General features: G+C 64.6%; 13 protein-coding genes. 4 read left to right on the top strand and 9 right to left on the bottom strand.

Annotated features, from left to right (window positions below; all coding sequences use genetic code 11):
• Positions 1 to 297 precede the first annotated feature (297 nt).
• The 4 genes from EN738_RS19280 to EN738_RS19265 form a co-directional block, all read right to left on the bottom strand.
• Entirely contained in the window at positions 298 to 894 is a 597-nt protein-coding gene (locus EN738_RS19280; RefSeq protein WP_126053972.1) for a LysE family translocator, read from the bottom strand.
• Between the two features lie 146 nt (positions 895 to 1,040).
• Positions 1,041 to 1,613, bottom strand: coding sequence for an acetolactate synthase small subunit (ilvN, locus tag EN738_RS19275; RefSeq protein WP_006204962.1), 573 nt, complete (start codon positions 1,611 to 1,613; stop codon positions 1,041 to 1,043).
• An 84-nt stretch (positions 1,614 to 1,697) separates the two neighbouring features.
• Complete coding sequence (locus tag EN738_RS19270) at positions 1,698 to 3,479, bottom strand: acetolactate synthase 3 large subunit (protein ID WP_127285088.1); 1,782 nt, start codon at positions 3,477 to 3,479, stop codon at positions 1,698 to 1,700.
• Positions 3,480 to 3,737: 258 nt separating this feature from the next.
• Complete coding sequence (locus EN738_RS19265; RefSeq protein ID WP_127285087.1) at positions 3,738 to 4,889, bottom strand: DUF6600 domain-containing protein; 1,152 nt, start codon at positions 4,887 to 4,889, stop codon at positions 3,738 to 3,740.
• On the opposite strand from EN738_RS19265, the gene EN738_RS35955 reads away from it, so the two are divergent.
• Both EN738_RS35955 and EN738_RS19260 read left to right on the top strand, forming a co-directional pair.
• Positions 4,888 to 5,061, top strand: coding sequence for a hypothetical protein (locus EN738_RS35955; RefSeq protein ID WP_189340355.1), 174 nt, complete (start codon positions 4,888 to 4,890; stop codon positions 5,059 to 5,061). The two genes, EN738_RS19265 and EN738_RS35955, sit on opposite strands and share 2 nt — an antisense overlap.
• Positions 5,062 to 5,157: 96 nt before the next feature.
• Positions 5,158 to 6,960 (top strand): NAD(P)/FAD-dependent oxidoreductase, encoded by a 1,803-nt coding sequence (locus EN738_RS19260; RefSeq protein ID WP_127285086.1) that lies wholly within the window; start codon positions 5,158 to 5,160, stop codon positions 6,958 to 6,960.
• 57 nt (positions 6,961 to 7,017) lie between these two features.
• Here EN738_RS19260 and EN738_RS19255 read toward each other — a convergent pair whose 3' ends face one another.
• Complete coding sequence (locus EN738_RS19255) at positions 7,018 to 7,608, bottom strand: HD domain-containing protein (RefSeq protein ID WP_127285085.1); 591 nt, start codon at positions 7,606 to 7,608, stop codon at positions 7,018 to 7,020.
• Positions 7,605 to 8,771 carry a gamma-butyrobetaine dioxygenase gene (locus tag EN738_RS19250; RefSeq protein WP_245494581.1) on the bottom strand — a complete coding sequence of 389 codons (1,167 nt, stop codon included), beginning with the start codon at positions 8,769 to 8,771 and terminating at the stop codon, positions 7,605 to 7,607. The genes EN738_RS19255 and EN738_RS19250 overlap by 4 nt, the downstream gene beginning before the upstream one ends.
• A 97-nt stretch (positions 8,772 to 8,868) precedes the next feature.
• Here EN738_RS19250 and EN738_RS19245 point away from each other — a divergent pair, with 97 nt between their 5' ends.
• Positions 8,869 to 9,756 carry a LysR family transcriptional regulator gene (locus EN738_RS19245; RefSeq protein WP_127285084.1) on the top strand — a complete coding sequence of 296 codons (888 nt, stop codon included), beginning with the start codon at positions 8,869 to 8,871 and terminating at the stop codon, positions 9,754 to 9,756.
• Here EN738_RS19245 and EN738_RS19240 read toward each other — a convergent pair.
• The 3 genes from EN738_RS19240 to EN738_RS19230 are packed head-to-tail and all read right to left on the bottom strand — an operon-like array spanning position 9,727 to position 11,216.
• Positions 9,727 to 10,278: a GNAT family N-acetyltransferase gene (locus tag EN738_RS19240; protein ID WP_127285083.1), complete on the bottom strand. Its 552-nt coding sequence runs from the start codon at positions 10,276 to 10,278 to the stop codon at positions 9,727 to 9,729. The genes EN738_RS19245 and EN738_RS19240 overlap by 30 nt on opposite strands.
• Before the next feature lie 58 nt (positions 10,279 to 10,336).
• On the bottom strand, positions 10,337 to 10,645 hold the full coding sequence (locus tag EN738_RS19235; RefSeq protein WP_127285082.1) for a hypothetical protein: 309 nt from the start codon (positions 10,643 to 10,645) through the stop codon (positions 10,337 to 10,339).
• A gap of 4 nt (positions 10,646 to 10,649) precedes the next feature.
• The gene (locus tag EN738_RS19230) at positions 10,650 to 11,216 is read right to left on the bottom strand and encodes an XRE family transcriptional regulator (protein ID WP_127285081.1); all 567 of its coding nucleotides are present in this window, start codon (positions 11,214 to 11,216) and stop codon (positions 10,650 to 10,652) included.
• Between the two features lie 152 nt (positions 11,217 to 11,368).
• Between EN738_RS19230 and EN738_RS19225 the strand changes: the two genes are divergently transcribed.
• The coding region (locus EN738_RS19225; RefSeq protein WP_145966879.1) for an ATP-binding protein at positions 11,369 to 13,096 on the top strand (1,728 nt) is incomplete at its 3' end.

Here is a 13,096-nt window from a genome sequence, read left to right as displayed (position 1 = left end):
ATTTCTGCTCGGTCCGCGGCGCCTTGCCGCGAATTTCGCCGAAATAGATAGGACAAGGCTTTGGCGGAAAAGGGCCAAAACACGGCATTACGAAGATTTAATGTGCAGTGCACAATAAGGAGGCAACCCGACCGACGGGCCGCGACCGCGACCTAAGATCTGTTGAGATTCAGGTCAGGCCGAATCGAAAACGGTGATTTCCGAGAACCGGAGCGGAGCGTACTTTTGGGTAGGTGAGCACCGGAAGCGCAGGAAAGCGCCGTTTGCAGGCCGGCCTCACCTGAATATCGACAGATCTTAACGCAGCATCGGCCACAGCGTCGCCGCCAGCAGCACACCCATGGCGATGTTGAACCATTTCAGCCGCACCGGATCCGACAGGAACCCGCGCAGCGCCGTGCCGAAGCCCGCCCACACCGAGACGCTCGGCAGGTTGACGACGGTGAAGGCGACCGAGATCAGCACCACCGACAGGAACGGGTGCTCCGCATTGGCATAGACGGCCATGGCAGTGATCGCCATCACCCAGGCCTTGGGATTGACCCACTGGAATGCGGCCGCATCGATGAAGCGCATCGGTCGCGCTTCCGTCTCGCCCTTGCTGCTCAGCGAACGCGACATGGCGATCTTCCAGGCGAGATAGAGGAGATAGACGCCGCCGGCGATCTTCAATCCGGTGTGCAGCACCGGAAACGCCGTCAGCACCGCGCCGAGCCCGAAGCCGACGGCAAGCAGCAGCACCAGAAATCCGATGCTGATGCCGAGCATGTGCGGAACGGTCCTGACGATGCCGAAATTGACGCCGGAAGCCAGCAGCATGAGGTTGTTCGGCCCCGGCGTAATCGAGGTGACGAAGGCGTAGACCAGGAGCGCAAGGAACGTTTCAAGCGGCATGACGTCCTTCCAGACAAGTCATCGCGTGGAATAGGTCAGTATAATTGTCCTTTTATACCGGGCGCGCAAAGGCCACCCTGGAGCATCAACCGGGCCAGACGGTCAGGACGGAAATGACGACCTGCCGGCGCTTCGGCGCCGGCCTCCTACATGCCCTGCGGGCCGCGGTTCATCGCCGCCACGCCGGTGCGGCAGATCTCGACCAGGCCGAGCGGCTTCATGATGGCGATGAACTGGTCGAGCTTGGAGCCCTTGCCGGTGATCTCGAAGATGAAATGCTCGGTGTTGGCGTCGATGACGCTGGCGCGGAAGGCATCGGCAAGACGCAACGCCTCGACGCGGCTGTCGCCGGTGCCGGCGACCTTGACCAGCGCCAGCTCGCGCTCCAGCGGCCGCTCCTGGCCAAGCTCGTGCGAGCGCACGGTGAGGTCGACCACGCGGTGCACCGGCACGATGCGCTCGAGCTGGTGCTTGATCTGCTCCAGCACATGCGGCGTGCCGCGCGTCACGATTGTGATGCGCGACAGATGCTTCTCGTGCTCGGTCTCCGAGACGGTCAGGCTCTCAATGTTGTAGCCGCGGCCGGAGAACAGGCCGATGACCCGGGCAAGCACGCCCGGCTCGTTGTCGACCAGCACGGAGAGTGTGTGGTTCTCCGGCTTTTCCGTTTCCTTGGCGATGAAATAGGCGGAGCCGGTCGGTTGGAGCTGTGCGTTCATGGGGTGAATCTCGATTTCAACTCTTGGATCTAATTCTCTGTTTGCGCACGGCTTCCTTCGACCAGCCCTGCCTTGGCTCGTCGCCTACACCAGTTCCCTGCCCTTGGCGTCGATGGCATTGGCCACCGCCTCGTCGGTCGCCTCGTCCGGCAGCAGCATCTCGTTATGCGCCTTGCCCGACGGGATCATCGGGAAGCAGTTGGCCAAAGTCGCCACGCGGCAGTCGAACAGCACCGGCTTCTTCACCGCGATCATTTCCTTGATCGCGTCGTCGAGCTCGTCCGGCTTGTCGCAGCGAATGCCGTGGCCGCCATAGGCCTCGGCCAGCTTGACGAAGTCCGGCATCGCCTCGGTGTAGGAATGCGACAGCCGGTTACCGTGCAGCAGCTGCTGCCACTGCCTGACCATGCCCATATACTGGTTGTTGAGGATGAAGATCTTGATCGGCGCTTCGTACTGCACCGCCGTGCTCATCTCCTGCATCGTCATCTGCACCGAGGCATCGCCGGCGATGTCGATGACCAGCGCATTGGGATGCGCGATCTGCACGCCGAGCGCCGCCGGCAGGCCGTAGCCCATCGTGCCCAGCCCGCCCGACGTCATCCAGCGGTTCGGCTTCTCGAAATGATAGTGCTGCGCCGCCCACATCTGGTGCTGGCCGACCTCGGTGGTGATGTAGGTGTCCATGTCCTTGGTCAGCGCATAGAGCCGCTGGATGGCGTATTGCGGCATGATCACGTCGGCGTTCGGCTTGTAGGCCAGCGAGTCGCGCGCCCGCCATTTGGCGATCTGCTCCCACCACGGGTAGAGCGCCTTCTTGTCGGCCTTGGCGGTCGCCCGCCACAGCCGCACCAGATCCTCCAGCACCCGGCCGACATCGCCGAGGATCGGCACGTCGGTATGGACGTTCTTGTTGATCGACGACGGATCGATGTCGATGTGGATCTTCTTCGAGTTCGGCGAGAACGCGTTGAGCCGCCCGGTGATGCGGTCGTCGAAACGGGCGCCGATGCAGATCATCACGTCGCAATCGTGCATGGCCATGTTGGCCTCGTAGGTGCCGTGCATGCCGAGCATGCCCACCCAGTTCTTGCCGGAAGCCGGATAGGCGCCGAGCCCCATCAGCGTCGAGGTGATCGGGAAGCCGGTGAGATCGACCAGTTCGCGCAGCAGATGGCTCGCCTCCGGACCGGAGTTGATGACACCGCCTCCCGAATAGATGATCGGCTTCTTTGCGCTGGCCATCAGCTCGACCGCTGCCTTGACCTTCTCCAGGTCGCCCTGGACCTTCGGCTGGTAGCTGGTGCGCGGCGCCGTCTGCGGCGGCACATAGGTGCCCTTGGCGAACTGCACGTCCTTCGGAATGTCGACCACCACCGGGCCGGGGCGCCCGGTGGTCGCGACATGGAAGGCCTCGTGGATCGTGGCCGCGAGCTCGTTGACGTCCTTCACCAGCCAGTTGTGCTTGGTGCAGGGGCGCGTGATGCCGACCGTGTCGCATTCCTGGAAAGCGTCGGAACCGATCAGCGAGGTCGGCACCTGGCCGGTCAGGCAGACCAGCGGAATGGAATCCATCAGCGCGTCCTGCAGCGGCGTCACCGCGTTGGTGGCGCCGGGGCCGGACGTCACCAGCAGGACGCCGGCCTTGCCGGTCGAGCGGGCGTAGCCTTCCGCCGCATGGCCGGCGCCCTGCTCGTGCCTGACCAGAATGTGCTCGACCTCGTCCTGTTGGAAAATTTCATCGTAGATCGGGAGAACCGCGCCGCCCGGATAGCCGAAGACATGCTTGACGCCATTGTCCTTCAGCGCCTGCACCACCATTTCGGCGCCCGTCATTTCGCGCCGCTCGTTCCGCTCGTTGCTCATCGGTCTGGTCCCGTACTGTCGCCGTGTGGGCGTTGCTGGTCGTTTAGTCGTGTTTCGGGCAATAAAAAAGGCCCCCGAGGGAGCCTGTGTGATGCGCATGGGAGGTTTTCGCCCGGCGGTTACACCGCCTTGCCCACGCGCCTGCCTACGAGAATGAGTGCCATTTTCATGGTGGCGGACAGTAGAGGCCGGAAAGCCGGCCTGTCAACCGGGAAAATGCTCCGCCTCGCCACCGTTCGCGTACCGTCCCAAACGGCTTCAGCGCGGCGGCTTGCAGTGCGCGACTCGCGGATCACATTTGGCTCCCTTCCTCGCCTGCACCAATGTTGGGCGATGCGGCTCGGCCTTCGCCGGCCCATGATGCGGTGTGCGCATCGCCAGCATCTGCTGATGGTTGAGCCTCCTGCGCGGCCCAGGTTTGCCATCGGATGTCTCGCCGATCTCCACCTGCCCGGCGCCGGCGATCACCCTCTTGTGCTTTCGGTCGGCCGTGTTCGGTTCCCCTTCGGCGATCGCCGCTGCGGGCCGGATCGACCTGACGCCCGCGGCCTTCTTCGGCCCGTGGCCGGCGGCGTCGGGCGTGCCTGCGATAACCGGCGCAGCACCTTGCGCCGGCAAGGCAGCGTTGCCGGCCAGCATCTTCACCGCCTCGCCCTTCGACGGATCGAGCCGGGCTTCGGAGAAGTCGCCCTTGCGCGGCGGCACGATCTTCGCCGCTTTGATCGACGTCACGACCGCCCTGGGAAGCTCAGGCAGGCGCGGCCCGGCATCGATCGCGACGACCTGATTGCCAAGCCGTACGCGCGGCGCGTTGTTGACGATCACAGTCTGGTTGATGATCGTCGTGTTGCGGATGATGGTCACGTTTTCACGCACCGGCCGCACGACGCTGACGACATCGGCCACGCCGATCGCCGCCACCGGCGCGAAGCACCACCAGCCCTCGTCGAACGCGACATCGGCAATACGCGGCGGCGCCGGAGCCCAGCCGATGTTGTCGCCGCCTTGGCTCCACACCACCCAGGCCGGCGCCCATTCGTAGCCGGCGATCCAGACCCAGCCGAATTCGGGATCGTACGCCCAGCGCCCGTAGTGGAAGACGATGCCGCCGAACGGCTCGGCCGACTCCCAGTACCAGCCCTCGTCGGTCCAGACCCATCTGCCTTCCGTATAGGGCCGCCATTCAGGCCGGACGGAGGGAACCCACACCTCGCCGAACCGGCTGGAAGTCCGCCAGCCGCCGTAAGTCGCGAGCCGCTCGCGGACGGTCACGGAAACCACGGCCGCATGCGCCGCCTGATAGGACGGAACCGCCAATGGACCGGCCAAAGTCACGCCCAAAGCCAAGGTGACGGCTGCGGAAGCTGCCAGCCCGCGCCGGGCGAATGGATGGATGGAGGACAATTGCATGACGCTCTCCTGGTTCCTTGCATCGCCATTCGCGCCCGTTGCTCTTGTCTTGAGACGCCATGGCCGCAATGCGGCAAAAGCCGATCACGATTGCGCGACCAATGGAGCGTCGCGCCACCTCCTCCTCGCCGGGCAAACCATTGAAAACACGCCAAACTATTGGAGGGCATGACGCGAGAACAGTTTTGCCGAAATACTTGCGCATGCCGGACGGGGCGATCCGGCTCCAGCGCTCGATCAAGAAGCGATCCCAAGACCGGAGGAACTGATGCTCGACAAGACCCCGAACAAGAAGCTTTCCGACCTGCTCGACCAATTCGGCGCGGCACTTGCCGCCGGCGATATCGACAAGGCCGTCGCCTGCTTTCAGGACGACTGCTACTGGCGCGATCTCGTCGCCTTCACCTGGAACATCAAGACCATGGAAGGCCGCGACCAGGTGCGCGACATGCTTGTGAGCCAGTTGGCCAAGACGAAGCCTTCGAACTGGGCGATCGCCGACGGCGAGGATGCCAGCGAGAACGGCGGGGTGCTGGAAGGTTGGATCCGCTTCGAGACGGCGGTGGCGCGCGGCTTTGGCCACATCAGGCTGAAGGACGGCAAGATCTGGACGTTGCTTACCACCATGGCGGAGCTGAAGGGCCATGAAGAGCCGGCCGGCTTCGCCCGGCCGCTGGGCGCCAGGCACGGCCATGGCAAGAACCGGCCGACCTGGAAGGAGGAGCGCGAGAAGGAAGCGGCCGAACTCGGTTTCAAGACGCAGCCGCATACGCTCATCATCGGCGGCGGCCAGGGCGGCATCGCGCTGGGCGCCCGGCTGCGCCAGCTCGGCGTGCCCACCATCATCGTCGAGAAGAACGAACGTGCAGGCGACAGCTGGCGCAAGCGCTACAAGTCGCTCTGCCTGCACGATCCGGTCTGGTACGACCATCTGCCGTACATCGACTTCCCCAGGAACTGGCCGGTCTTCTCGCCCAAGGACAAGATCGGCGACTGGCTGGAAATGTACACCAAGGTGATGGAGCTGAATTACTGGTCCTCGACCGGGGCCAAGAGCGCCGCCTATGACGACAAGACGAAGGAATGGACCGTCGTCGTCCACCGCGACGGCAAGGACATCACGCTGAAGCCGAAGCAGTTGGTGCTGGCGACCGGCATGTCCAGCAAGGCCAACATGCCAAGCTTCAAGGGCATGGACAGCTTCAAGGGTGATCAGCATCATTCCTCGAAGCATCCCGGCCCCGACGCCTATGCCGGCAAGAAGGCCGTCGTCATCGGTTCGAACAATTCCGCCCACGATATCGCCGCCGCACTCTGGGAGGCCGGCGCCGACGTAACCATGGTGCAGCGCTCGACCACCCACATCTCCAGATCCGACACGCTGATGGAGATCGGGCTGGGTTCGCTCTACTCGGAAAAGGCCGTGCAAAGCGGCATGACGACGGCCAAGGCGGATCTCATCTTCGCCTCCTTGCCCTACAAGATCCTGCACGAATTCCAGATCCCCGCCTACGCCGAGATGAAGAAACGCGATGCCGCGTTCTACAAGGGCCTGGAAGAGGCCGGCTTCATGCTGGACTGGGGTGACGACGAGTCCGGCCTGTTCATGAAATATCTCAGGCGCGGCTCCGGTTATTATATCGACGTCGGCGCGTCCGACCTCATCATCGACGGCTCGATCAAGTTGAAGAGCGGCGTCGAGGTGAAGGAAATCAGGGAGCATTCGCTGCTTTTCTCCGACGGCTCGGAATTGCCGGCGGACCTGATCGTCTACGCCACCGGCTACGGCTCGATGAATGGCTGGGCGGCCGACCTGATCTCCCGCGAGGTGGCCGACAAGGTCGGCAAATGCTGGGGTCTCGGCTCCAACACCACCAAGGATCCCGGCCCCTGGGAAGGCGAGCTGCGCAACATGTGGAAGCCGACGCAACAGGAGGCGCTCTGGTTCCATGGCGGCAACCTGCACCAGTCACGCCACTATTCGCAATTCCTGTCGCTGCAGTTGAAGGCGCGGCACGAAGGCATCGCGACACCGGTCTACGGGCTGCAGCAGGTTCACCACAAGGGATAGGGCTGCTACTTCGCGACAGCAGGAGGTGCGGCCAAGCCGCACCTCCTGCCAGGGGCATCACGCGGCCTTTTCCGCCGCGAACTTCCTCACCACCCGCTCCAGCAGCGGCGCGTAGTCGCGAAAGGCGCGCGTCTTCATGTTGGCGACCTTGCCGCCCTCGTCCCAGATGCGGACGCGCACCGCCTCCTCATGGAACGGGTTCCTGCGGAACTCGGCCACCTCCTCGGCGCTCATCGGCCCGCCCTGCAGCGACAGCGTGTGGACAGAGGCCGGCGAGAGCTTGCCGAAATAGGTCGGGTCGGTGGCGCACAGATAGCGCTTGGCCGAGACATGCAGCCGCACGCATTCGACGATGACCGGCGGGAAGAACGGCGCCAGCACCTCGCCGCCCGCCTCGTCGTGATGCTTGTCCTCGACATCGTCGGGCGAATAGGTGCCGAACTCGCTGGTGTAGTGTCCGATGTCGTGCAGCAGCGCCGCCGCCACCAGTTCGTCCGGCGCGCCGTCCTGCTCTGCCAGCCACGCGCCCTGCAGCATGTGCTCCGACATGGTGACGGGCTCGCCGAGATAGGATTCGGCACCGCGTCGCTCAAAAATGTCGGCGATGAATTCGACGATGTTGCCGCTGTTCAGCGCCTGCCCGTTCATTCCGCCGCCTCCCTGAAATCGTGCTCGATCGCCGCCAGCGTCGACAACAGCCCGTCCTTGTCGGCGTAGCAGCCCTGCAGCCAGCGCTTGCCCGAGCCGGAAAATGCCTTGCGCGCATGCATGACGCGGGTGTTGTCGACGATGAAGGCCTGCCCAGCCTCCAGCTTGAAGGTCACCTCGAAGCCGGGATCCTCGATCAGCTCGGCGAACCGGCGATAAGCGGCGTAGTATTTGTCCATCTCGGCGAACGGCACGTCGACCGTCGGCGCCAGCGAGCGGTTGTTGAAGCGGATGCAGAGCAGTTCGCCGTCCGGGCCGAGCTCGATCATCGGGCGCTTGGCTTGCAGACGCACGCCCGGCGAGCCGGCATATTCGAAGCGTGCCGGATAGGAGCTCAGCAGGCGGAACCCGTGCGGATCTTCGGCCTGCAGCGCGGCCGCCACCGCGAAACCGTCGACTACGGTGGATTCGCCGCCCTCGACCGTGTTCTCGATGCAGGCAAGGATCTGCAGCGTCGGCACCGGATCGCGGTAGGGATTGTCGGTATGCGCCTGCAGGCCGAGATTGGTGTAGGCGAGATTGTTCGGATTGACCTCGGCGCGCACCTCGAACCAGCGCCCGTAATTGGTCTCCCTGATGTAACCGAACAGGTCGGACACCTTGCACAGCGCCCCCGACTCCGCCGGCAGGCCATCCATCACAGCAAAGCCGTAGGTCCTCACTGCCGAAAGCCATTCCCTGAGCACGCTGCGATCGTGGCTGGCGGCCGCATATGCCGCGCGCGGCACCGAATTCTGCATCGTCGCCCTTGTCCAGCATTGAACCACGTCGGCCGTCCAGCCTCCCTTGCGCAGTTCGACACGGTCATAGGCATGCGCGTACAACCAGCCTGCCGGGAAACTGACGGTCTTTTGCTCGGGGACGAAGCTGATCTCCAGTGCGCCGCCCTTGACCGAAGCCGCCGCGATCCGCGTCCCGGCCGGAATGTCGAGAATGGTGATCAGGCGCTGACCGTTGCCGGCGCTGCGCGTCTTGTCGTCCAATGCATTGTCGCGCAGCCACATGGCGTGAAAGCGGGTGCGCATCCCGTTGTCCCAGCTCAGTTCGACCGTTCGTCCGTCGTCGCCGATCAGCGCCTTGGTCAGCATGTCCAGCAGCTCCATCTTTCCCACGGCATCCGCAGGGTTTCGGGTTGCATGATGCTGACTTCGTAGTCATAACTCAAATTATGATTTTGCAGACTATGGCTATATAATTCTAATGGCTGGAAGAATTGCCGGCGCCTTGCCTCCGCTCGACTGGTTGCGCAGCTTCGAGGCGGCGGCGCGGCTTTCGAACTTCACCGCCGCGGCGGCCGAACTCGGCCTGACGCAGGCGGCTGTCAGCCAGCACATTCGCGCCCTCGAGCAGCGGCTGAAAACCAGGCTGTTCGTGCGTCTTGCCCGCGGTGTGGCGCTGTCGCCGGAGGGCGCCGCCTATCTTCCCCACATCCAGTCGGCCTTCGCCACCATCGGCAACAGCACCACGGAATTGTTCGAGCCGCGCGCCGTCCAGACCGTCACGGTGCGGGTGCCGATCTCCTTTGCCTTGCTGGTGCTCGTGCCTGCGCTCCCCGACCTGGCGAGAGCCCTGCCGCGGATCCAGCTCGACGTGGTGACCATTCATCGTCCCGCCGACTACGACCAGCCGGGCTCGACGCTCGACATCCGCTTCGGCAACGGGAACTTCCCCGGCCGCGAGGCCGACAGGCTGACTGTCGAGCGGCTGGTGCCGGTCGCCTCTCCGGCCCTGGCCGGCAATGCGGACTGGACGTCCCTGCCCTTGCTCCTGGTCGCCGGCGCGCGCGAGATGTGGGCCGAATGGTTTAGCGCTGCCGGCGTGCCGGGACATACCGGACGTTCGCACCGCTTCGACAGTTTCGTTGCCGCCATGGAGGCGGCCAAGGCCGGCGCCGGCGCCCTGTTGGGCTCCAGGCCGCTGATCGATGCGGCGCTTGCCGGAAAGGCGCTTGTGGCGCTTTCCGGCTTCGAGCTCTCCAGCAGCTCGGGCCATTTCCTGACCCGCGCTTCGACAGCGGGGCTGACCCAGGCCGAGCAGGATTTTCGTCTGTGGCTGCTGTCACGCCTTGCCGGAACGGGCGCTCTGTAGGCTTGCGCCGATCCGCTTCCAGTAGATCAGCGTGCCGGTCAATCCGCCATGCGGCTTCAGCGCGAAGTCGGGGATTTCGCCTGCCAGCGTGAAGCCGAGCTTCTCGTAGAGACCGGAGGCTCCCTCCTCGCTTGCCGTGTCCAGAACCAGCAAGGTGCGGCCGCGCTCCCCGGCGATGTCTTCCGCGGCCCGCATCAGTCGGGTCGCCACGCCTTGGCCACGACGATCGACGCGGGTCATCAGCTTGGCGATCTCGGCCCGGTGCGGCTGGTTGGGAGGAAAGTCGAGCAGCAAGGTGACCGTGCCGGCAAGGACATCGCCATCCCATGCGCCCAGCACCACCCGTTCGCCTAGCGCGGCGGCGGCAAGCGACTTCCGCCAGAAGGCCTCCGCTGCATCCTGCGCCAGCGGGTGCATAAAGCTCACCGACCCGCCGGCAGCCACCGTCTCGACCAGAAGCGCGGCCAGCAGTTTTTCCGTCTCGGCGTCCTGACTGAGGACGGTGATTTCTGTGGAAGTCATGTTCGCGGAGTGTCCCTTCGGATAAACGTGGATGACGCGGGGCGACCTGTTTCCAGCGTCACGAGAGATGGCTGAACCGCCTTCGCTTCCTTGCGCGGCGGATTTCGGCGATCCGCTCGGTGTCGCCTTCGCCGAGATGGCGACCGCGCTCGAGGATCTCGAGCGTGTATTCCTCATAGGTCAGGCCAAGCCGCTCGGCCCTGTCCAGCCGCATCAGCATGACGTCGCGGCTCGGCGCCTTCCATGCCTTTGCATGGGCCGCCTGCCAGGCGAAGAAGATGTAGGCGCCGCCCTTGCCCCAGGGCGGACCGTCATAGTCGTCGAGCGGCGGCCCGCCATTGTGCGAGCGTCGGGAACGTCGAGCCATGCCGTCAGCCTCTGACCAGCGCGACGAGATAGTCGGCGGCGTCCGGTCCCGGCGCATGGAAGGTGCAGTCGGACGGCGCGCCGAGCGCCAGGCAGTCGCCGGGCCGCAGACTGTGCACGACTTCGCCTTCCGTGAAATCGAGCCTCCCGCCGATCAGCCAGATCTGCTGCTTGATGAAGGCGTAGGACGCCGCCGGAAAGCTGACGCTCTGCCCCGCCGGCAAGCGCACCTTGATCAGTTCGAGCGGCATGTCGGAAGCCGGCGAGAGGTGCCGCCTGAGATAGCCGGTGGCCGGATCGCGCCAGACCGGCTGCTCGCCTTCGCGCAGCAGGCCGCCGCCCTTGAGTTCCGCCCTGGCAATGAGCGTCGACAGCGTCATGCCGAAGGCCGCGGCGATGCGCACCAGCAGCGCCGCGGTCGGGCTGGTCTTGCCCTGCTCTATGGTGCTGAGCATCGCCTTCGACACATCGGAGCGTTCCGCGAGCTCCGCCAGCGACCAGCCCCGCAAGGCCCGTTCCGAGCGTATCCTGCTGCCAAGGCTGGATGAAATGTCGTTCGCTATATCATTCATTCGTTCAATATAGCGAACTCGACACGGAATGAAAGTCGGCGTTCGATCGAATTTTCGCGGTCGGCTTAACGGCGCCTACACCATCCGACCTCACCCCGGCTTAACCTCATCTGTGTAGGTTGCATCCCGAGGGAATGGGGATCATGCCATCTATGTTTGTCGAACGCGAAGTCTCCGTTGGAGAAGCGACCTCGCAGGAGCGTCGCAACAGGGAGCAGAGCGACAAGCGCATTCTCGGCAATGTCGTGCAATGCGATGGCGCGCGCGCCACCATTGGCGCCTATGCCGACGATATCGAAGGCGCGATCACCGGCCTGTGGACCGTCGGCAAGATGATCTCGATCAACCTCGGCTCGACCCGAACGGTCGGCCTCGTTTACGCGATCGGCAAGTCGGACCGCGCCTGGAGCAATGAGGGGCAGAACCCGATCGAGGTCAGCATCGAGTTGATCGGCGAGGTGCGCGACGGCGCCGAGCCAGGCGCCAAGCCCGTCTTCGACCGCGGCATCACCACCTATCCGCATATCGGCGCCATTGCGCACCGCATCCGCAGCCGCGACCTGCAGGCGGTCTACGATCTCGCCGGCCGGCATTCGATCACCATCGGCACGCTGTCGCAGGACGAGGCGATCGACGCCAACATCGCCATCGACGATGTCCTGGCGCGTCACTTCGCCATCGTCGGCACGACCGGCGTCGGCAAGTCCACAGCCGTGTCGCTACTGTTGCGCAAGTCGATCGAGGCCCGGCCGGACCTTCGCATCCTCATCCTCGACCCGCACAACGAGTTCGCTGCCTCGCTGCCCGAATATTGCGTCAGGGTCGATTCCAAGACGCTGGACCTGCCCTTCTGGATGTTCAGGCTGGAAGAGTTCGCCGAGGTGCTGTTTCGCGGGCGCGAGACGGAGCCCGAGGAAGTCGATGTGCTGCGCGATCTCATCCCCGCCGCCAAGAACCTCTATCGCAACCCGGGCTCCGGAACCTATCTGCGGCGCGGCAGCGACGCGCTGACCGCCGATACGCCGGTACCCTACCGCATCGCCGATCTCATCAAGCAGATCGACGAGCGCATGGGCATGCTTGAAAGCAAGAACGACCGCCCGACGCTGAAATCGCTCAAGACGCGCATCGAATCGGCGGCGTCCGATCCCCGCTATCGCTTCATGTTCAACTCGCGCCTGATCGAGGACACCATCCACGAGACGATCGGCAACATCTTCCGCGTGCCGAACCACGGCCGTCCGGTGACCTGCTTCGAGATGGCCGGCATGCCGTCCGAGGTGGTCAATTCCGTCTGCTCGGTGCTGGCGCGCCTGGCGTTCGACCTCGCTCTGTGGAGCGAGGGGCGGCTGCGGCTGCTGCTGCTGTGCGAGGAAGCGCATCGCTATATGCCGGCCGATCCCCGCCTCGGTTTCGCGCCGACAAGGCACGCGCTGTCGCGCATCGCCAAGGAGGGGCGCAAATACGGCTGCTATCTCGGCGTCGTCACCCAGCGTCCGGGCGAGCTCGACCCGACCATCCTGTCGCAGTGCTCGACCTTTTTCGCCATGCGGCTGGCCAACGAGCAGGACCAGGCGATCATCCGTTCGGCGATCGCCGATTCGTCCGCCTCGACGCTGGCCTTCCTGTCCTCGATGGGCCAGCGGGAAGCCATCGCCTTCGGCGAAGGCGTGGCGACGACGATGCGGCTGAAGTTCGAGAAACTGGCGCAGGAACTCATCCCCGGCACCGGCACGCGCGAGCAGGCGGTGCCCTCCGAAACCGGCGAAGACGTCGATCTCGCCGCGATCGTCGAACGGCTGCGCAACGTGCCGAAGCCGCAGCAGCAGATGGCCTTCGCCGAGGTCGTCGACACCGCTCGCCAGGCGGGCGACCCGGAC

The organism is Mesorhizobium sp. M4B.F.Ca.ET.017.02.2.1 (assembly GCF_003998955.1).
Classification (GTDB): Bacteria; Pseudomonadota; Alphaproteobacteria; order Rhizobiales; family Rhizobiaceae; genus Mesorhizobium; species Mesorhizobium abyssinicae.
This window is presented reverse-complemented; position numbering and strand designations above follow the sequence as displayed.